Below are 20,617 nucleotides of genomic sequence, written 5' to 3' on the forward strand. Positions count from 1 at the left end.
AATTCTGGCAGGAAAATAAATAAAGGTGGATTGAAACATGGGATTATTTGATAAAATATTCGGCAACTATTCTAAAAAAGAGCTTGCCAAGATCGAGCCTATAAAGAATAAGGTACTCGAGCTTGAAAGTAAGTATGCCGATATGTCTGACGAGGAGCTGGGCGGACAGACTGCCATTCTGAGGGGCAAGCTGGACGAGCTTTCAACTCTTGATGACGTTCTTCCTGACGCTCTTGCGGTTTGCCGTGAAGCTGCGTTCAGAGTGCTTGGCAAAAAGCCTTACCCTGTTCAGATAATCGGTGCTATCGTTCTTCATCAGGGACGTATCGCCGAAATGAAAACAGGTGAAGGTAAAACTCTCGTTGCCTGTCTGGCGGCTTATGCTAACTCTCTTACAGGAAAGGGCGTTCACGTTGTAACAGTAAATGACTATCTTGCTAAGTTCCAGTCTGAGGAAATGGGCAAGGTGTTCCACTTCCTGAACACTTCTATCGGCGTTGTGCTTACGGGCATGAACAAGGAGCAGAAGAGGGAAGCTTATAACGCTGATATTACATATGGTACAAACAACGAGTTCGGATTTGATTATCTCCGTGACAACATGGTTATCTATAAGAAAGATAAGGTTCAGAGAGAGCACGCTTTCGCTATCGTGGACGAGGTGGACTCTATCCTCATAGACGAAGCAAGAACTCCGCTTATCATTTCAGGTCAGGGCGACAAGTCAACAAAGCTTTATTCACTTGCCGACAGATTTGCAAAGACCCTGAAGCCTGTTACAGTTGTTGAAATGGACGATAAGGCAGATAACGACCTTCTGGACGGCGACTATATCATCGACGAAAAGGCTAAGACCGCAACTCTTACAAAGAGCGGTGTTAAGAAAGCAGAAAAGGCGTTCAACGTTATAAACCTTATGGACGCTGATAATATGACCCTTGCCCACCACATCAATCAGGCAATCAAGGCAAACGGCGTTATGAAAAAGGATATCGACTACGTTGTTAAGGACGGAGAAGTTCTTATCGTAGACGAGTTCACAGGCCGTATCATGCAGGGCAGACGTTTCAATGACGGTCTGCATCAGGCTATCGAAGCAAAAGAGGGCGTTGAGATAGCAAGAGAGTCAAAGACTATCGCTACTATCACATATCAGAACTACTTCCGTCTGTATGGCAAGCTGTCAGGTATGACAGGTACTGCACTTACTGAGGAGGACGAGTTCAGAGAGATCTATAAGCTCGACGTTATCGAGATACCGACAAATAAGCCTGTTATCAGAATTGACCACCCTGACGTTGTTTTCAAAACAGAAAAGGGCAAGTTCAACGCTGTTATCGAGCAGGTGATAGAGTGCCATAAAAAGGGACAGCCTGTCCTCGTTGGTACTGTTTCCGTTGAGAAGTCAGAGTATCTTTCAAGACTGCTGAAAAATAAGGGCATCAAGCATGAAGTGCTTAACGCCAAGCACCATGACCGTGAGGCTATGATAGTTGCACAGGCAGGTAAATACGGTGCTGTTACTATCGCTACCAACATGGCAGGACGTGGTACTGATATCATGCTTGGCGGTAACGCTGAGTATAAATCACTTGCAGACCTCCAGAAAATGGGCTATTCTGAGGAAGTGGCTGTCGAGGCAGCAGGCTTCTCAAATACTCAGGACGAGGAAGTTCTGGCTGCAAGAGCAGAGTATAAGAAACTTTATGCAAAGTATTCTGACGAGGTAAAGGAGCTTGCAGAAAAGGTTAGAGAAGCAGGCGGACTTTATATCATCGGTACAGAAAGACACGAGTCAAGACGTATCGACAATCAGCTCAGAGGACGTTCAGGCCGTCAGGGCGACCCGGGCGAAAGCACATTCTTCCTCTCACTTGAAGACGACCTTATGAGAATTTTCGGCGGTGAGAGAATAACAGCCATGATGGACACTCTCAAAGTTGACGAGAATACTCCTATCCAGTCAAAAATGCTCACAGGTGTTATCGAATCTTCACAGAAGAAGATAGAGGGCAGAAACTTCAACATCAGAAAGAACGTCCTTAACTACGATGACGTTATGAACACACAGCGTGAGATAATCTATAAGCAAAGACAGCAGGTGCTTGACGGAGAGGATCTCCATGAAAATATCCTCGGCATGATAAAGGAGTTTGTTGAGGATTCTGTAAATATGTATATCACTGACGAGGACGTTCAGGATAACTGGAACCTGCAGGGTCTTAAGGACAGACTTATGGGCATAATCACAGTTGAGGACGACTTCAACTATACCCCACAGGAGCTTGACGAGATATCAAAGCAGGATATCGTTGACCTCCTTGAAGACAGAGCTTTGAAAATATACGCAAAGCGTGAGGAAGACCTTGGTCAGGAGCTTCTTCATGAGATAGAGAGAGTCGTTTTGCTTAAAGTTGTCGATACAAAGTGGATGGCACATATCGACGATATGGACGAGCTGAAAAAAGGTATCGGTCTGCGTTCATACGGTCAGAAGAACCCAGTAGTCGAGTATCGTATGGAAGGTATGGATATGTTCGACGATATGGTAGCTTCTATCCGTGAAGATACTGTAAGAATGTTGTTCACCATTCAGGTAAGGAAGAACAGCGCCGCTCCAAAGAGAGAGGACGTTCTCAAGCCGGGCGAGCATCATAACATGACCGTAAGAAAGGCTAAGAAGCCGGGCAGGAACGATCTTTGCCCATGCGGAAGCGGCAAGAAGTATAAGAACTGCTGCGGTGCCGGAAACGGTGTACAGGCTGACGAAGCCGAGCAGGCAGAGAATAGCTCTGAGGAATAAAAACAATATGCAGGACGGTGAAAACAGCCGTCCTGTTTTGGATATAAGAATAATAGGAGTGTAGTGAAATGTCAACAGCATTTAAAAGTGCAGATATACTTCTGCCTAAGAACGCCGATATGTCAAAATGGGCAGTGGTTGCCTGCGACCAGTATACCTCTGAGCCTGAGTATTGGGCTGACGTGGAAAAGATAACAGAGGGTGCAAAAAGCGCACTTAACCTTATCCTGCCTGAGGTCTATCTGGAGGACGATAACGTTGATGAAAGAATAGCCGACATACATAAGAATATGGACAGCTATATCAGCGAGGGCGTTTTTGAAGAGTATAAGGACGCTATGATATACGTTGAAAGAACACAGTCTGACGGAAAGGTCAGAGCGGGCATTGTTGGCGCTATCGACCTTGAAGAGTATGACTACCGCAAAGGCTCGAAGTCTGCCGTAAGAGCAACAGAAGCCACAGTTGTGGAGAGAATACCGCCTAGAATAAAGGTAAGACGTGGCGCACCTGTTGAGCTGCCGCATATCATGATACTCGTTGACGATACAGAAAAAAGCGTTGTTGAGCCGCTTGAAGCCCACAAGGGAGAAATGAAAAAGCTCTATGACTTTGACCTTATGAAAAAGGGTGGTCATATCGTAGGCTATCTTATTGACAAGCCTATGCAGGAAAAGATAATAGCCGCACTTGAAAAGCTTGGTGATATCGACGCTTTTAATACAAAGTATGGTCTTAAGGAAACTTCACCTCTTGTCTACGCAATGGGTGACGGCAACCATTCTCTTGCTACTGCAAAGGAATTTTACGAGGAGCAGAAGAGAGAGAACCCTAATAAGGACATGAGCAATGCACTTTGCAGATATGCCCTTGTGGAGATAGTGAATCTCCATTCGCCTGCACTTGAATTTGAAGCTATCCATAGAATAGTTACAGATGTTGACACAAAGGCTCTTATGAGCGAAATGACAGCGGCTCTTGAGCTTTCCGAGGAAAAGTCAGAGCAGGCAATAGTTGTCTGCGACAATGGCACGGAAAAGACTCTCTATATACATAAGCCGACTTCAAAGCTCACTGTCGGCTCATTGCAGAATTTCCTTGACAGCTATATCAAGGAAAAGGGCGGCAAGGTTGACTATATCCACGGTGCAGAGGTCATAAGAGAGCTTTCCGCAAAGGAAAATTCCATAGGCTTTATGCTCCCTGACATGGGCAAGGAAGAGCTTTTCCCTACAGTTATCGTTGACGGCGCACTGCCAAGAAAAACGTTCTCCATGGGTCATGCCGAGGATAAGAGATTTTATGTTGAGGCAAGGAAAATATTGAAATAGAAAAAATAAAGAAATGTTGAAATAGAAAAATCGTAGACAATATATTTTAAAAGGAGTTTTTACGATGATAATTGAAGAAGTCAAAAAGGAACTTACAGGACATATCATTCCCTTCTGGAACAAGCTGAGAGATGATGAGAACGGTGGATTTTACGGCTTTATGAGCTATGACCTCAAGCTGGATAAGCAGGCTGATAAGGGCGTTATCCTCCACGCAAGAATACTTTGGTTCTATTCAAAAGCGTATATCACTCTGGGCGATAAGACACTTCTTGACAACGCACGCCACGCTTACGAGTTTATCAAAAACCACTGTATCGACTATGAGTACGGCGGAGTTTATTGGATGATGAACTATAAGGGCGAGCCTGCCGACACTATGAAGCATACATACAATATCGCATTTGCTATCTATGCACTGTCATGCTACTATAACGCAAGCGGTGACAAAGAGGCTCTTGAGCTTGCCTATAAGCTTTTCCACGACATCGAGAACAACACTCTCGACGAGTACGGCTATAGAGAGGCTTTCGACAGACAGTGGAACTTGGTATCAAATGACGCTCTTTCTGAGAATGGCTTGCATGCTGATAAGACAATGAACGCTATCCTCCACCTTATCGAAGCTTATACCGAGCTTTATAAGGCAGACCACAACGAGGAAGTTGCTAAAAGGCTTAAATTCCAGCTTGGTCAGATGAGAGATATTGTTTATACTCCTGAAACTAACGCTCTGAAAGTTTTCTTTGACACAAAGTTCGACCTTGTGGGAGATATCCATTCATTTGGTCACGATATCGAAGCAACATGGCTTATGGATCTTGCCTGCGATACTTTGGGCGACGAGGAGCTTAAAAAGCAGTTTGCTGAAATGGATCTTAAAATCTCTCATAATATCCAGAACATCGCTCTGGATAACGGCGCACTGAACAACGAGCGTGAGAACGATAAGATAGACAAGAAGCGTGTATGGTGGGTAGAAGCCGAGTCTGTTGTTGGCTTCATCAACGCTTATCAGCACAGCGGCGAAAAGAAGTTCCTTGAAAGTGCAAGAAGCGTGTGGGAGTATATCAAGGCTGAGATAATCGACAAGAGAGAAGGCTCAGAGTGGTATGCCGAGGTTTCCTATGACCATAAGCCACATGATTGGAAAGAGATAGTCGGACCATGGAAATGCCCTTATCATAACGGCAGAATGTGCATGGAGGTCATCAACAGAGGCGTGGACTTCTGATGTTCAGGTATGAAACACACCTGCATACCGCCGAGGGAAGCGCCTGTGCCTCTGCAAGCGGAGCAGAGCAGGCAAGGCGTTATAAAGCCCTAGGCTATGACGGGATCATCGTCACCGATCACTTTTTCAACGGCAACTGTGCCGTCACCAACTTTGACAGTTGGGAGGACAGAGTGAACAAGTTCTGCAAGGGTTATGAGAATGCCAAAGAAGAGGGTGACAAGATAGGTCTGAAAGTTTTTTTCGGTCTGGAGTATTCCTACTTCGGTGCAGACCTTTTGACCTATGGTATCGACAAGGACTTTCTTCTTGCCAATGATAACATCAGTGATATAAGCTTTTATCAGTTTGCCGACAGAGTGCATAAAGCAGGTGGAGTGTTAGTCCATGCCCACCCTTTTCGTGAGGCAGATTGGTATATCCATGAAATAAAGCTCCTGCCGAAATGGATAGACGGCGTTGAGGTCTATAACAGCGGCAACGGCAAGGAAATATACAACGACCGTGCGAAATGGTATGCTGAACAGTTCGGCTTTAAGCAAACAGGCGGTACAGACAATCACCACCTGTGGGTGGAGGACGGCCGTATCAGCGGCGTTGCAACTGACGAGCCTATCAATTCCATAGAAGATTATATAGAATTTCTCCGTGACGGAAAGCTTACCCCGATAATTCCGGAAAAGCCGGCTGAAACATAAAACATAAATAAAAACTTCAATGACGTTTTTTCGCCATTGAAGTTTTTTTACTATGAAATTTTGCTTTCATTTACCGAAACATCGTCGGAATAAGATTCCGATTCAGCGGCAGAATCGTCGGGAACACGAATGTAAGTATCAACGGCGACGAATGTGTTTTCATCAACATACTTAAACGGGCTGTCAAAAGCTTCTTTATATTTTTCGTGCTGTAAATCGTTTCCGATTGTAAATTCAATTAGTATCTGATCTCTTGCTTCGTGATAGGTTTTAATAGTATATGTTCTGGTTTCAGACCACATTTTTATCGTATCCTGCTTTGCGGTCTCGTCATAAAACGTAAACAGCTTATTGCAAAGATATTCCGAATCTCCGCTGTATTTCAGAGTGTTGTTTTCTCCTATTATAAAATAATCTTTGCTTGTATCTCCGTTTGGATAATATTTTCCCATATTCAGCGTTGGTTCCTGATAGGTATCGTCATGGGGACAGCTGTAGTTAAAGGTATTTATTCCGCTTTCATCATCTTCAGGTTCATCAGAAGAAACTATGTTCTTTAAGCCAAAATACCAAAAGCAAAATATAAAAGCGGCAGCAACGATTATCCATATTATTATGCCAACGTGTTTAGCTTTCATAGTTGTACCCCCCATATAATTTTCAAATTAAATACTCTATGTTTAAATTATACAGTTTATGATTATAATTGTCAATGGGCAAAATGAATAACAAAAAACAAATTTTGTATATATAGTCACATTTCAACAGAACTTTGTGCGTTTATCTAATTTTATTATTCCTATTGACAAATCCACATTAATGAGCTAAAATATAAATGTTATTATTTTATATGGTGAGAAAGGAAAACCAAAATATGAAAATCAAAAGACTACTTGCGGCAGTGCTTTCCCTTGCAATGGGCGTATCAATGATGACAGCCTGTGGCAGTTCGGACAGCTCCTCAAAGGCTGAAAACGATTCTTCAGCTACAGAAAATACTCAGAAGCATACCAATGACCCTATGACAGTGACCACTGCAAAAGACCTTGTGGCTCAGATGAAAGTGGGCTGGAATCTTGGCAATACCATGGACGCCACAGGCGGCTCAGGTCTTGACGCTGAAACCTCATGGGGAAATGTGGAAACCACAAAATTGATGATAGACCAGGTCAAGGACGCAGGCTTCAACGTGTTCAGACTTCCTGTTTCATGGGGTACTCACATGGACGAGAACCATACAGTTGACGAAGCATGGATGAACAGAGTTCAGGAAATTGTCGATTACGGTATCGATAACGGAATGTTCGTTATCCTCAACACCCACCACGAGGAGTGGTATATGCCTAAGAAAGACCGTGCCGATAAAGATGTCGAGCAGCTCAAAGCCCTCTGGAAACAGATATGCGACAGATTTCAGGGCTATGACGAGCACCTCATTTTCGAGGGCGTGAATGAACCTAGACTTAGAGGCGAGGGCAACGAGTGGATAGGCGACGCCGAGTCAAGAGAGGTCGTAAATCAGTACGCAAAGGCGTTTGTTGAAACTGTCCGTGCTTCTGGCGGAAACAACCCTAACAGATGTATAATGGTAACACCATATGCCGCTTCATCAACAAAGCAGAATATGGAGGCTTTGGAAGTTCCGCAGGGCGACGATAAGATAATAGTTTCTATCCACGCTTATCTGCCATATTCATTTGCACTTGATACCGCAGGCACAGACCAGTATACAAGTATCGACTCTTCTATCACAACACTCTTTACCGATATCAATGAAGTGTTCCTCAGCAAGGGAATACCTGTAATAATCGGTGAGTTCGGCTCTGTAAATAAGGCTAATACAGAAGCGAGAGTTCAGTGTGTAAAGGATTATCTCAGCACCGCAAAGCAGTACGGCGTACCATGCTGTTGGTGGGATAACGGCACAAGAATAGGAAACGGTGAGAACTTCGGACTTCTCAACAGATCCGAGGGCGGCTGGTATTTCCCTGAAATAATCGACGCTATCATGGAAACAGTAAATAGCTAAAAAAATCAAGGACGGAAGCGATTCCGTCCTTTTTTTTGTGCGCAAATTATGTGCAATTTTTGTGGGGCGAATTGATATCTTGCGAGCGGTGGGCAATCTTGAGGTAAACGGGCGAACGCTGTTCGCCCCTACAAAAATTTATATTATTATCGTTTTTTATCAATACATTTATGTAGGGGAGCGGCGCAATTTTTTGTGTAGGGGACGGCGCCCTCGACGTCCCGCCACTCTCGTTCGTTTCAATCACAAACTGTTTTGTTCATTAAACGCCACAAAAAAAGGACGACCCCAAGTCGTCCTTTTTCATATCTATTCCCCTGAAAGGGTCTTTTTCATTGCAATGTGCGGACAGTATTCGTCCTTGTAAACATCACCATATGCCCTGTAGCCGAGCTTCTCGTAAAATTGCTGTACTCTCGTTTGCGCCGATAAGCCGACTTCCTTGTAGCCCACTTTTTCAGCCTGCTTTTCAAGGGCTTCCACTATCATACTGCCAAGATCTCTGCCACGATATGCCTTTCTCACGCAGATACGTCCAATGTGCGCTTCGCCATTTTCGTCAAACAGCCTGCCTGTTGCAATGGGATATCCTCCTGTGTAGATAACAGCATGATAAGCCTTAGCGTCAATATCGTCAAATTCGTTCACAAAGCCCTGCTCCTCAACGAATACCTGCTGTCTTATGAGCCTGGCGTCTGCGTTGTTTGCAAGCCCTTTTGCTATCTTAATGGTGTAATTATCCATTATATCAGCCCCCAAGACGTATCATTTCGTCGATACATTTTCTTGCAGAGGTTATCTCCTCGTCTGTCATTTTTATCTCAAAACCACCGCCGTTGCCGATGCCCTCGCAAGTCTTGTAAACGTCCATAAGAGTGGTGAGCTTCATGTTAGGACAAAGTATCTTCTTTGAGAGTATGTAAAACTCCTTCTCAGGAAATCTGTACTGCAAATGCTCCGCAATAGATATCTCAGTGCCTATGATGAACTCCTTTGCGTCAGACTCAGCCGCAAAATTCATTATTCCAGAAGTCGAACCAACATAATCAGCCATTTCGCTTACAGCAGGGATACACTCAGGGTGACAAAGCACCAGTGCATCAGGGTGAGCCGTCTTAGCCGCTATCATGTCAGCCTTTGTTACCGACGCATGAACAGGACATCCGCCCTGCAAAAGCATTATATCCTTTTCAGGACAGGCTTTTTTTACGAATGCACCAAGATTGCAGTCAGGAATGAACAGTATCTTGTCAGCGTCCATGTTCTTTACTATCTTCACCGCAGACGAGGAAGTAACGCAAACGTCGCAAACCCTCTTGAGTGCAGCTGTGGTGTTTATGTAGCATACTACCTTTCTGTCAGGCTCCTGCGCCTTTATCATTTCTATCATCTCAGGTTCCATTTGCTCTGCCATTGGACAGCCTGCCGATGGATTTGCAAGATATACGTTCTTGTCAGGGTTGAGCATTTTTGCCGCCTCAGCCATAAAATGCACTCCGCACATAAGTATGTTTTTGTTTGAGACCTTCTGCGCCTCAACGCTTAGCTTGTATGAATCACCCGTAATATCTGCTATCTCTACTATCTCCTTAGCCTGATAGCTGTGCGCAAGTATACAAATATCGTTTTCTTTCTTTAACTGAAGAATTTTTTCCTGTACGTCCTTTATCATATCCAGATCATGCCTTTCGACCTTTGAAAAGCATATCCTCCTTTCGGTGTCTCGGCATTTGCCGAAAGATTTATACCATATTATTATAGTATGATATAGACATTTTGTCAAGGGCATTTGTACCATAACAAGCCATGCACTTGACAAATTCATCAACAGGGTGTATAATCAACAGTGTTGACAATCAACTGCCTTGACATTTGGAGGAATAACAATGAACGATAAAACAGCCCAGCGTTTTGGAGAAGTTTTCAGACGATTTTTTGAAACAGGATATATGGACGACCTTGCAGAGCTTTTTCAGGGTGAAAGCAAAGTGATAGTCTATCTTAGCACAGCCGAGGGCATAGTCTACCCCTCAGACATAAGCCGTGACCTTATGATATCACGTCAGCGTGTGACCTCTGTTCTTAGCACAATGGAGAAAAAAGGCTTTGTTAGCCTTGTGCGTGACCCTGAGGATAAACGCCGTGTGCAGGTGAAACTCCTCCCAAAAGGTGAAAAGTCCATTGAAGAAAAGCAGCAGCGTCTTGAAAAATATTTCAGCGTGTTCGTTGACGCACTGGGTGAGGAAAATCTCAAAAACCTCCTTGACAGCTCCGAAAAAGCTGTCGAGGCACTTGAACATACAATGAAAGGCAACTCTCAGAAAGTCTGAGGTGCGGAAAGGAAACTGCCATGAATATTTATAATGAATTTAGAAAAACGGCAATAAACCGCTATAGCAAGACCGCTCTCGTGATGATGAATGACGAGGGTGAAACAAAGGAATATACATTCGGACAAACTTTGCAGCAGGCTGATGTTTTTTGCAGCCGCCTGAAAGCCATGGGCATTGTGGCAGGGGATAGGGTCTGCATCGCCTCTGAGGGCAGACCTGAGTGGAATATCGCATTCCTCGCCTGTGCAAAGCTAAACGCCACAGCCGTCCTTTTGGATTATTCGCTTCCTGCGGCAGAGCTTGTCGCACTGGTGAAAAAGTCACAGCCTGTGTGCGTTGTCGCTTCTCAAAAGGCGGCAAAGAAGCTTACAAGCGTGAAAAATATGCCTGTTCTCGATATCCAAAACCAGCTTGACAGACTTGACGGTTCAGGGGAAAATATACTCCGCCAAGGTGAAGTAGGCGACCCTGATATCGCAGTGATAATCTTCTCCAGCGGTACGACAAGGACAGCCTCAGGCATCATGCACACCCACGATTCTCAGATAAATTCCTGCAAAATGGTCTGCCAGTGCAATGGCATAACCGATAACGAACGCTATCTCGGAATCCTGCCGAACAGCCATATCTACGGACTTTTTGCACAGGTCTTAGCCCCTCTCCTCACAGGTGGAACAGTGTGCTTTATTGAGTCTCTCTCCGCAAAGGGTCTTTCCGCAGGCTTCCAAAACTTCAAGCCGACAGTTTTCCCGGGCGTGCCAAAGGTCTATGAGCTTTTGAAAACCCAGATAATGCAGCAGATCAACGCAAGCAAAGTATCTTCAGCGCTTTTTAAGAAAATGTTTCCTGTTGCACTTCATCAGCGTAAGATCTACGGCATAAACAGCGGCAAAAAGATCTTTGCAAAGATACACAAAGCCTTGGGCGGCGAACTTAGATTTCTCTGCTCCGCAGGCTCGCCAATGTCAAAGGATACATTTGATTTCTTCTACGGCACAGGCTTTAATATTGTGAACAACTACGGTGCGACTGAAACGAGCATACCAACTATCGGCACATATGGCAAGCACGTCTATGCTGACACCTGCGGCAAGCCATATCCCGATATAAAAGTTAAAATCGACCGCAGCGGTGAGCTTCTCATAAAGTCACCTTATATGATGATAGGCTACTATGGCGACAAAAAGTCCACAGATGAAGCTTTCAATCCTGACGGCTGGTTCAAGTCTGGCGACCTTGCAAAGTTCGATAAGCATAAAAATATCGTCATTCTCGGCAGATGTAAAGAAAATATCGTCCTATCCACAGGCAAAAAAGCCGCCCCTGACGATATCGAACAGGTCTATAGGGGCATCGAGAGCGTTGACGAGCTTGTGGTCTGCGGAGTGCCTGCGAAAGAGGGAAGCTATGACGAGGTACACGCCTTTGTGGTCTGTGCTGAGGATAAGCGTGAGCAGACGGAAGAAAAGCTAAAAGAGATAAGCTCCTCCGCAGGTCAGGCAATGAAGCTAAGCGGCATACATTTTGTGGATTCTATACCAAGAACAGCTATCGGCAAGCCAAAGCGTTATCTGCTGAAGAAAATGGTCATGGAGGATAACCTTGACAGCCTTACAAAGCAGGCGAAAAATAGTATCGACCCGTCGGATATCCCGTCAATGGTGAGAAACGCCGTGGCAAAAATAGCACACGTTCAGCCGAATGAAGTCAAGCTCAGTACAAAATTTTTGCAGGAGTTCACCATAGACTCCCTCTCAGCTATCGAGCTTGCATTGGAGATAGAGGAGTTCAGTGGTGTGCGTGTTGACGGCTGTATGGATAAGAACATGACAGTGGGCAAGCTTATCGCCCTCGTTCAAAACCCAAACCGCATAAAGCCGCAGACAGTGAAATCAATGCTCTATCCTCTGGACAAGAAAAAGATAGACTATCGTATTTACCGCTTTTACAGAAATCTTGTGACAGCCTTCTATGAAGTCAAGGTCACCAACGAGGAAAATCTACCTGATAAGGACGGTTATATAATCTGTGCAAATCACGTTTCAAACTTCGATTTTATCTTCCTCACCCTGAATTTCAGATACGAGCGTTTTGCAAAATTCTGCTGTATGGCGAAAAAAGAGCTTTTCAACGGCAGTTTAGCCAGCCGACTTATAGTAAGAATAGGCGGTATGGTGCCTGTTGACAGGGGCGGAAGAGTAGACGAAACAATGGCGGCTCTGCGTAAAAAGCTTGGTCAGAAATGGGGTGTGCTAGTTCACCCGGAGGGTACAAGAAGCAAAACTGGTGAAATGGGCAAGTTCAAAAGCGGTGCAGCCGTCCTTGCTATCGAAGCCAATGTACCTATAGTACCAGCCTACATCAAAGGCGGACACGAGATATTCCCGCCAGACAGAAAGCTCCCAAGGCTTTTCAACTGGAAACGTCTTAGCAAATATAAAGTAAAAGTCGTTTACGGCGAGCCTATTTATCCTAATGGCGAAACCCCTGAGGAACTTATGGCGAAAGTTCGTGATTCTGTGCTTGCCTTGAAAAACGAAGAGAACTGATTTAAAGTGAGGAGTGAGGAATGACAAATGAGGAATTAGGAATGAGGAATGAGGAATTAGCATAGCTGTGGTTTGAGATACTCCAAGAGGTAAGTTAATAAGACCGTTGGTGAGTTAATTGTGCGAACGCAGTTCGCAATGAAAAAATCATCGCCGCAGGCGATACCTTCATTCCTCACTCCTCACTCCTCACTCCTCACTCCTCATTCCTCATTCAACCTCATTCCTCACTAAATTGTTTGACAAGTCGCAAAATATGTAGTATAATGTATTAATACGCTGATACGGTGACGTGTTATCGTAATATTTTGTTAAGGAATGAATATTTATGACTTTTGAGGAAGTAAAAAAGGTCACGGAGATCCTGCTGGAGTTCCTGCCTAATACACTGAAGCTTTTTGCATGGACCATCGTGCTTTCAATACCTGTGGGAGTGCTTGTGACAATGCTGAAAAAATGCCGCTTCAAGCCTATCTCGTGGCTGACAAATCTCTATATACTTGTCATGCGTGGCACACCGCTCATGCTTCAGATAATCGCTATCTACTATGCAGTACCGCTTATTATCGCAAGTGCTGCAAAGCAGGGCAAAACAGGCGGTGTATATGACGTGCTTACCAATATAAAAAACAACGAGAACTATATGTTTATCGCCCTTGTTACGGCATTTGTCCTTAACTATGCGGCGTATTTCGCAGAGATATTCAGAGGCGGTATCGAGGCTATCCCAAAGGGACAGTACGAAGCGGCTTCAATGCTCGGCATGACGAAAATGCAGACATTTTTTAGAATAATCCTGCCCCAGGTCACAAAGCGTGTTATCCCTGCCACATCGAATGAGGTCATCGTCCTTGTAAAGGATACCTCACTCGCAAACGTTATCGCATTCGCTGAGATAACAATGAAGGCAAAACAGCAGATGAATCTGTACAGCTCAATAACACCGCTTTTTATCGCAGGCGCATTCTATTTCGTACTCAACGCTATCGTGACGGTGGCATTTGCCGTTATCGAAAAGAAATTCGATTATTATAAATAAGGAGAACTCATATGGCTATTCTTGAAGTGAAAAATATTTCTAAAAGCTTTGACAGCCTTAAGGTACTCAAAGATATTTCTTTTAACGTTGAGGTGGGCGAGGTAGTCGCAATAATAGGTCCGTCAGGAAGCGGTAAATCAACGCTTCTGCGCTGTATAAACCAGCTTGAAAAAGCAGACGGTGGAGAGATAAACGTTGGCGGCGTGAATATGTTCCATACAGAAAATGGCAAGGCGGTGTATGCACCCTCTAAGACCCTCAGGGATATCCGCCTGAAAATAGGTCTTGTATTCCAGAATTTCAACCTTTTTCCGCACTTTTCTGTAAATCAGAATATAATGGAAGCCCCTCTCCATGTCCTTAAACAGCCAAAAGCGGAGGCAAAAGCCAACTGCGAAGAGCTTCTGAAAAAAATGGGACTCGAAACTAAAGGCAAGTCCTATCCCTGCGAGCTTTCAGGCGGTCAGCAGCAGCGAGTATCTATCGCAAGAGCATTGGCTTTGAAACCGCAGATACTTTTCTTTGACGAGCCGACTTCCGCACTTGACCCTGAGCTTACAGGGGAGATATTAAAGGTAATAAAAGAGCTTGCCAAAGAGAAAATGACCATGGTCATCGTTACCCATGAAATGGCATTCGCCCGTGATGTGGCAAATCATGTTATCTTTATGGACGACGGCTATATCGTGGAGGAGGGTACTCCGGAGGAAGTTTTCGGTCAGACCCAGAACGAAAGAACAAAGCAGTTCTTGCAGAGATTCAATGACAGATAGGACTGACAATTGTTGTAAAAAGCAAAAAATGATAACGTTTTCTGTGATTAATGCACAAAAGAAGTGTGACAATATTGTTAGAAATTTCAACACTTTTTGGAATAAAAAAAGTGAAAACCCCTTGATTTTAGGGAGAAAGTCTGCTATAATAAGACTAGAATTGAATGACAATTCATAAAACTATATTCATATGGAGGAGATTAACGATGAAAATTTCTAAGATTCTCGCTGGTATGTCAGCAGCAGCTATCGTAGCTTCTATGGCAATGATCCCAGCATCCGCAGCAGGCACAAAGCTCAACGTAAGCGATGACCTTCTTAAAATCGCTAGACAGACTCAGGATGACCTCTTCGCTGTATACTTCAATGGTAAGGACGAAGATATGCCTAACAAGGATGCTATTGCTGACCTTGGAACTGTTTACGGTGCTTCATTCACAATCAAGGTTGATAACAACGATTGGAACACGATCGGCGGTGGCGGATCAATCAACTTCAACTCAAAGTCTGGTGGCTGGAACGCTAAGGACTGGGCTGGCGGCTCATGGATTGAGGACGATAAGCCAAAGGATACTCTCTGCTACACAACAGAAGAGGAAGGCACATACGTTCTTGAATACCTCGGCGACGCTCCTGTTTTCGCAACAACAGACGGCGATGCTGATAATTACGCAGCAGTTGGTATCAACAACTGGGCAGCAGACCTTAAGGGTATCGACGTTGTAGGTATGAAGGTTCTTGGCGCTGACGGCAACGTTCTCTTCGAGGCTGGTTCTAACAAGGACAAGAAGGAAGTTCAGAAGAAGCCAGTAGCTGAGGAGTCAAGCTCTGGAGCTGATTCAACACCTTCAGGCACAGATTCTAAGAAGGACGATTCTAAGAAGGACGACAAGTCTTCTGCAGCAGCTACATCTTCAACAGCAGCTGGCACAACATCTTCAAAGGCTGGCACAACAACTACAACAGCTACATCTTCCGCAGCAGCTTCTGACAACACAGCAGCTACAGGCGCAACAGCTGGTCTTGCACTTGCTGGCGTAGCACTTGCTGGTGCAGCTATCGTTATTTCTAAGAGAAAGTAATCTCTCTCAGATAACACACTTGAATAAGTGAATTTATACAGAGCTTTCTGTCATTCGGGAAGCTCTGTTTTTTTCGTTTGTGTAACCTGCACTAATTTGTAAACGATTTCTGTGCAAAACATATGAAATCATGTGCTTAAATTGTGCAAATAGTATATTGAAAATATGTGACAATTATGTTATAATACAAAAGTAAATATAGGTCAGGCTATGTGTATAGCATGACAATTAAACGGAGGTTATTAAAATGAAAAAGTTTTTAGCTTGCGCTCTTGCACTTACACTTACAAGTGCTATGTTCGCTTCTTGCGGCAGCTCTGATGATTCTTCATCAAAGGCTGAGGCAAAAACTACTACAACAACTACAGCTGCTACAACAACAGAGGCTACTACAACAACAGCCGCTCCTGAGTCAACAGCTGATTCAACAGCCGCTTCCGGCACAGAGTCTGAGGGTGAGGCTGCAAAGGATATTTCCGAAATGCCAGCTACTCTGAAGAACTATGAGGAGGCTTCTGTATATTTCAAGAAGGATATGGACGTTGCTTCTATCGTTGAACCTTTCGCTGAGAAGGATTACGAGAACGATGAGTCTCATGTAAATCTCTCTATTGAGGAGCTTGCAGGTATTCCAATGCTCAAGGTCGAGACTCTCGATCAGGATAATGGCAACTACAAGATCCCTAAGATCAAGTTCCACATGGAGAAGTTCTTTGAGGGTCACGAGGCTGATCTTGAGAAGATCTTCACTATCAAGGCTGACGTAGTTACAAAGGCAGTTGGCGAGTTCACAGGTGACGACGGCACAAAATCACTCGTTCCTGGTAACTTCATGGGTGCATTCGTTACACAGCCTACAACAGGTGAAGGTGAAAACAGTTGGAACGACCTCTATGACTTCGGCGAGGCTGAGTGGACTTCTGAGTGGGGTTCCTATGAGCTTACAATGAGACCTGGTATCAAGGACGGCGCTACATTTGTAAACTCAACTGAACCACAGTATGTTTCACTTATGAGATGGGGCATTCCAAACCAGGCTGATTTCTACATTGCTGACCTCAGATTTGAGGACGAGGATGGTAACGTTATCGCTTGCGCAAACTTTGGTAAATAATTTATTTCCATACATAAGAAAGGTGCAGATTTTCTCTGCACCTTTTTTTTATGTGAATTTTACGCTTACCTCACCTGATATCTCCAGGCTTTTTACCTTTCCACCATTGATTTTAGCCGAAAAATCCTGCCCTTTTATCTGACCCGTGGCGGTGATATCTCCCTTGTCATTTTTGAGATACGTCACGCCTTTCTGTGAAATAAGCTTGTCAAGCACAGCGGCAGTCATTGTGACAGCGGAGCTTTCGGGTATGTTTCCTCGGTCAGTTTCGTAGGTCAAACCCTTGTATTCAAGTCGTGCGCTTTCTCCTGAGCAGGTTATCACCATACCGCTGACAGTTTCTGGCGCAGTTATCTCACACTCCCACATATCTGCGCCCTCACGGGTGAAGCTTGCGACGTATTCCGTGCCGTCAATGGTGAACTCAGCTGGGGTCTTGTAATCCTCTGCCAGCTTTACGGGTTTGACTTCGGTGCTTTCACCGCAGGAGCATAAGCCCATTACCGCCAAAATCGTGAGAAAAAATGCCTTTGTTCTTTTCATTTTGCCCTCCATTAAAAAAGACCCTCTTCATAAGAAGAAGGTCTTTGTTTTTAGTACAGCCTAGTCGGCGTTTTCAAGGTCATACAAAAATCGTGGCAAAGCGTCAATAACATCTCTTGCAATGATTCCACGCTCAGATCTTTTGTATCCTGCAAGTAGAGCCGTCGAGCCAAGTGTGAACGACCCAAGTGCCGCCGCATCAAGAGCGTTGCACCCCTGAGCCACATAGGAGGAAACAATGCCTGCAAGCATATCCCCTGAGCCACCCTTTGCAAGCGCAGTTGTGCCTTCGGTGCAAAGATAAACTTTTCCACCGTCCACAGCAAAGGTGTCAGCCGACTTCGCAAGCACCGTCACACCATATTTTTCTGACAGCCTATATGCAAACCCAAGTCTGTCCGACATGACCTCGCCTACCGTCACGCCACAAAGCCTTGCAAGCTCCGCAGGGTGAGGGGTGAGGATAACTGTACTTTTCTTCTTCAACAGTACATCTATATTCGGACAAAGTGAATTTATTCCGTCAGCGTCCAAAACTATGGGTATCTCCGCATTTTCAATAAGCTCCGCCACAAGCTTCTCTGTCTGAGCCGTGTGACCAAGCCCACAGCCTATCAGCAAACAGCTTGCCTTTTCGCACTTTTTCAGTATCGCCTCCGCATTTTCGGCCACCATAAAGCCGTCCTTGTCAGTTTTCATAGCCGAGTATGTACATTCATACATACCAGCCGACAGGGAGTTGACTACGCTTTTGGCAGTGCAAAGCTCAAAAAGCCCCACGCCTGTTCGCATTGCCGCCATTGCTGAAAGCCCTGCCGCACCTATATAGCTCTCCGAGCCTGCCACGCTCACCACCTTGCCGAACGTGCCCTTGTGTCCGTCAGCAGGTCTAAAAGGCAGTGCCGCCCTTGCCTTTGTTACGTCAAAAGGCGTTATAACAGGGTATAGGGTATTCTCGCAACGCTCGTCAATACCGATATCTTTTACCAGAATTTCACCGCAAAAGTCCACCGCAGGCTGTAAATAAAGACCCAGCTTGCCACGATGAAAGGTCACTGTCACGTCAGCCTTGAACGACAGCTTGTCAGCCTGACCATTCCGTGCGTTGACTCCCGACGGCAGGTCGCAGGCTATCTTCATGCCTTCACATTTTTCACAAGCTCTGAACACTGGCAGGATATTTTCACGCAAACTGCCATGAAAACCCGTTCCGAAAATGCAGTCCACAAGCACGTCTGCACCCTCGATAAAATCCAGCGCATTTTCAGCTTTCAGCACCTCTACGCTCTTATCAAGCCTAGCGTACGCTGCCGAGGAGAGGTCAGTGTCAGGCTCGCCACAGCATAGGACCACCGCAGGCTTGAGGCCTTGTTCCGCAAGTAAATTTGCCGCCACAAGTCCGTCACCGCCATTGTTTCCCTTGCCAATAAGAAGCACTATCTTTGAGGACGCAGACGAGTTGCTCGCAATGACCTCCGCAAGCTGTGCCGCCGCATTGTCCATGAGCTGAGCAAGGCTCACGCCATATTTTTCAGCCTCATGCTCGCAAAATGTCATTTGTTCCACTGTCAATATCCTATCCATTTTTATCCTCCTTTTCATAAGCTATCACCACTGCCGAAGCGATATCCTTGATGTGGGAAAGTGACACCGCAAAGGTCAGCCCCCTATTTTCAGCCGCCAAAAGCGCATTCCCTGTAAGCTCCAGATAAGGACAGCCAAGCTCGTCACGCAAGCATGACACCTCGTTCAAGGCGAAGCCCTCGACCCCTGTGCCTAAAGCCTTTGCGAAGCTTTCCTTGGCCGCCCAATTCGCCGCCATGGATTCGTATGGGTTTTTCTTCTGTGAAAAAAGGGTCAGCTCCTTTTCGGAGTAAACCCTTTCACAGAAACGTCGGCTCTGACAGCTTTTTTTTATGCGTTCGATCTCAATAAGATCAGTTCCGACAAATATTTTCATTTTTATTTCCTCAGTGTTCTCGGAAGCGCAGGCTTCATAAGCTCCAGCATATCATCATCTGGTGTGAAGATAACAGTTGTAAGCCCGAGATTTTTGTGGTTGAATGTTATGTAGTAGTCTGTAAGGCTATCGTCACAAGCGCAGGCAAGGACCTGTGTTGCGCCCTCAGGTACAGAGAAATTCTCGTCAGCAATGCCGAAATCTGTCGCACTGCCGCAACGGAATGTGATAAGGCGTTTTCTTGAACGCTGAGCCGTTATCTTGTCAACGTCTATTTCTCCGTTTGTGAAAATGTATTCATACTCCACATCGAGTTTTGTTGTAAGATAATAACCGCCATAAAGTGCGGCGGCGGCAAGAAAAATGCCTATTACAGAAAACTGTGTGCCGAAAGGGAAGATAAAGCACAGTGCGGCAAGTGCCACGCTTGCTATCATGATGAAAATTTTCTGTATCTTATCGTTCTTTGTGGGAATCTTGCGAACTATCTGTTCCTTGAAGCTGTCCATTATTTGTCCTCCGTTTATTCAGTGCCGCTGAGAAGCTCTTTCATTACCCAGCCGCTTTTATTGTTATATTTTACATATACCCATATGTTTCCGTCGCCGTCTGTTCTTTCGCCGTAGCCGTTTATGGTCTTGCCGTCAGGTATCTTTTCTATCACGTCATATTTCTTTGACGGACCATATCTGAGATTAAGATAAGAGGTGTCTGACTTTACAAGAAATGGGATAGAATCAGGGTATTTCACATCATCACCCAAAGGGAAAAGTGCGTCCTTTTTGAACTTTGTGGTGGTGGTCTTTTTAGTCGCCTTTGTTTCGGCAGATGTTGTGGTTGTGGTGGTGGTCGTCCTCTTTGTTGCCGTTGCGATTATGTCAGGGTCGTAGCCTTCGTCAATGCTTACGTCTGGGTTTTCAAGTGTGCCTGCCGTCACGGAAGTGGTGGTGGTGTAGCCCTCGTAATCCTCATCGTCCTCATCATAATCGTCGCCCATTGTGGCGGTCTTTGTGGTCTCTATAACTCTCTGGGCGGCAGTACCCGTGGTGGTCTCCGTTTCGGAGGAGCTTTCTGGAAGCATTGCCCCACATGACGCAAGCCCGAAAACCGCAGAACAAGCCAGCACAGC

19 protein-coding genes are annotated in these 20,617 nt (G+C 45.1%); 11 read left to right on the forward strand and 8 right to left on the reverse strand.

Annotated elements, in window-relative coordinates:
* The first annotated feature begins 37 nt into the window (after positions 1-37).
* From secA to AB5Z01_RS00105, 4 genes are all read left to right on the forward strand, one after another.
* The gene (secA, locus tag AB5Z01_RS00090) at positions 38-2,803 is read left to right on the forward strand and encodes a preprotein translocase subunit SecA (protein WP_332009147.1); all 2,766 of its coding nucleotides are present in this window, start codon (positions 38-40) and stop codon (positions 2,801-2,803) included.
* 68 nt (positions 2,804-2,871) lie between these two features.
* Positions 2,872-4,134, forward strand: coding sequence for a DUF1015 domain-containing protein (locus tag AB5Z01_RS00095; RefSeq protein ID WP_332009145.1), 1,263 nt, complete (start codon positions 2,872-2,874; stop codon positions 4,132-4,134).
* 64 nt (positions 4,135-4,198) lie between these two features.
* Positions 4,199-5,368, forward strand: coding sequence for an AGE family epimerase/isomerase (locus tag AB5Z01_RS00100; protein WP_041337365.1), 1,170 nt, complete (start codon positions 4,199-4,201; stop codon positions 5,366-5,368).
* Positions 5,368-6,066 carry a histidinol-phosphatase gene (locus AB5Z01_RS00105; RefSeq protein ID WP_368365176.1) on the forward strand — a complete coding sequence of 233 codons (699 nt, stop codon included), beginning with the start codon at positions 5,368-5,370 and terminating at the stop codon, positions 6,064-6,066. The genes AB5Z01_RS00100 and AB5Z01_RS00105 overlap by 1 nt, the downstream gene beginning before the upstream one ends.
* Before the next feature lie 50 nt (positions 6,067-6,116).
* On the opposite strand, the gene AB5Z01_RS00110 is transcribed toward AB5Z01_RS00105, so the two are convergent.
* Positions 6,117-6,704 (reverse strand): hypothetical protein, encoded by a 588-nt coding sequence (locus AB5Z01_RS00110; protein ID WP_287616088.1) that lies wholly within the window; start codon positions 6,702-6,704, stop codon positions 6,117-6,119.
* A 236-nt stretch (positions 6,705-6,940) separates the two neighbouring features.
* On the opposite strand from AB5Z01_RS00110, the gene AB5Z01_RS00115 reads away from it, so the two are divergent.
* Positions 6,941-8,095, forward strand: a complete 1,155-nt coding sequence (locus tag AB5Z01_RS00115; RefSeq protein ID WP_368365177.1) for a glycoside hydrolase family 5 protein — start codon at positions 6,941-6,943, stop codon at positions 8,093-8,095.
* A 309-nt stretch (positions 8,096-8,404) separates the two neighbouring features.
* Here the strand turns inward: AB5Z01_RS00115 and AB5Z01_RS00120 are convergent, their stop codons facing one another.
* Together AB5Z01_RS00120 and nadA are read right to left on the reverse strand one after the other, a co-directional pair.
* Positions 8,405-8,839: a GNAT family N-acetyltransferase gene (locus AB5Z01_RS00120; RefSeq protein ID WP_368365178.1), complete on the reverse strand. Its 435-nt coding sequence runs from the start codon at positions 8,837-8,839 to the stop codon at positions 8,405-8,407.
* 4 nt (positions 8,840-8,843) lie between these two features.
* Positions 8,844-9,767 (reverse strand): quinolinate synthase NadA, encoded by a 924-nt coding sequence (gene nadA, locus AB5Z01_RS00125; RefSeq protein ID WP_046439472.1) that lies wholly within the window; start codon positions 9,765-9,767, stop codon positions 8,844-8,846.
* 214 nt (positions 9,768-9,981) lie between these two features.
* Between nadA and AB5Z01_RS00130 the strand changes: the two genes are divergently transcribed.
* The 6 genes from AB5Z01_RS00130 to AB5Z01_RS00155 all read left to right on the forward strand — a co-directional run bounded on the left by AB5Z01_RS00130 (position 9,982) and on the right by AB5Z01_RS00155 (position 16,985).
* Entirely contained in the window at positions 9,982-10,425 is a 444-nt protein-coding gene (locus AB5Z01_RS00130; protein ID WP_117891553.1) for a MarR family winged helix-turn-helix transcriptional regulator, read from the forward strand.
* A 20-nt stretch (positions 10,426-10,445) separates the two neighbouring features.
* Positions 10,446-12,977 (forward strand): AMP-binding protein, encoded by a 2,532-nt coding sequence (locus tag AB5Z01_RS00135; RefSeq protein WP_368365179.1) that lies wholly within the window; start codon positions 10,446-10,448, stop codon positions 12,975-12,977.
* Positions 12,978-13,305: 328 nt separating this feature from the next.
* Positions 13,306-14,016 (forward strand): amino acid ABC transporter permease, encoded by a 711-nt coding sequence (locus AB5Z01_RS00140; RefSeq protein WP_041337372.1) that lies wholly within the window; start codon positions 13,306-13,308, stop codon positions 14,014-14,016.
* A gap of 11 nt (positions 14,017-14,027) precedes the next feature.
* Positions 14,028-14,789 (forward strand): amino acid ABC transporter ATP-binding protein, encoded by a 762-nt coding sequence (locus AB5Z01_RS00145; RefSeq protein ID WP_117863439.1) that lies wholly within the window; start codon positions 14,028-14,030, stop codon positions 14,787-14,789.
* A gap of 206 nt (positions 14,790-14,995) precedes the next feature.
* Entirely contained in the window at positions 14,996-15,871 is an 876-nt protein-coding gene (locus AB5Z01_RS00150; protein ID WP_287215273.1) for an NPXTG-anchored protein, read from the forward strand.
* A gap of 247 nt (positions 15,872-16,118) precedes the next feature.
* The gene (locus AB5Z01_RS00155) at positions 16,119-16,985 is read left to right on the forward strand and encodes a hypothetical protein (RefSeq protein WP_287215271.1); all 867 of its coding nucleotides are present in this window, start codon (positions 16,119-16,121) and stop codon (positions 16,983-16,985) included.
* 48 nt (positions 16,986-17,033) lie between these two features.
* On the opposite strand, the gene AB5Z01_RS00160 is transcribed toward AB5Z01_RS00155, so the two are convergent.
* The 5 genes from AB5Z01_RS00160 to AB5Z01_RS00180 are packed head-to-tail and all read right to left on the reverse strand — an operon-like array spanning position 17,034 to position 20,425.
* Positions 17,034-17,528: a hypothetical protein gene (locus AB5Z01_RS00160; protein WP_147338150.1), complete on the reverse strand. Its 495-nt coding sequence runs from the start codon at positions 17,526-17,528 to the stop codon at positions 17,034-17,036.
* A gap of 60 nt (positions 17,529-17,588) precedes the next feature.
* A complete protein-coding gene (locus AB5Z01_RS00165; RefSeq protein WP_242994526.1) occupies positions 17,589-19,112 on the reverse strand; it encodes an NAD(P)H-hydrate dehydratase in 1,524 nt (507 codons plus the stop codon).
* Positions 19,105-19,488 carry a holo-ACP synthase gene (gene acpS / locus AB5Z01_RS00170; RefSeq protein ID WP_022287736.1) on the reverse strand — a complete coding sequence of 128 codons (384 nt, stop codon included), beginning with the start codon at positions 19,486-19,488 and terminating at the stop codon, positions 19,105-19,107. The genes AB5Z01_RS00165 and acpS overlap by 8 nt, the downstream gene beginning before the upstream one ends.
* 2 nt (positions 19,489-19,490) lie before the next feature.
* Positions 19,491-19,997, reverse strand: a complete 507-nt coding sequence (locus tag AB5Z01_RS00175) for a DUF6106 family protein (protein ID WP_117857854.1) — start codon at positions 19,995-19,997, stop codon at positions 19,491-19,493.
* A gap of 14 nt (positions 19,998-20,011) precedes the next feature.
* Entirely contained in the window at positions 20,012-20,425 is a 414-nt protein-coding gene (locus AB5Z01_RS00180) for an SH3 domain-containing protein (protein ID WP_118156922.1), read from the reverse strand.
* Positions 20,426-20,617: the final 192 nt, after the last annotated feature.

The sequence above is a fragment of the Ruminococcus sp. RTP21359st1_H3_RTP21359_211015 genome, assembly GCF_040909065.1.
GTDB lineage: Bacteria > Bacillota > Clostridia > Oscillospirales > Ruminococcaceae > Hominimerdicola > Hominimerdicola aceti.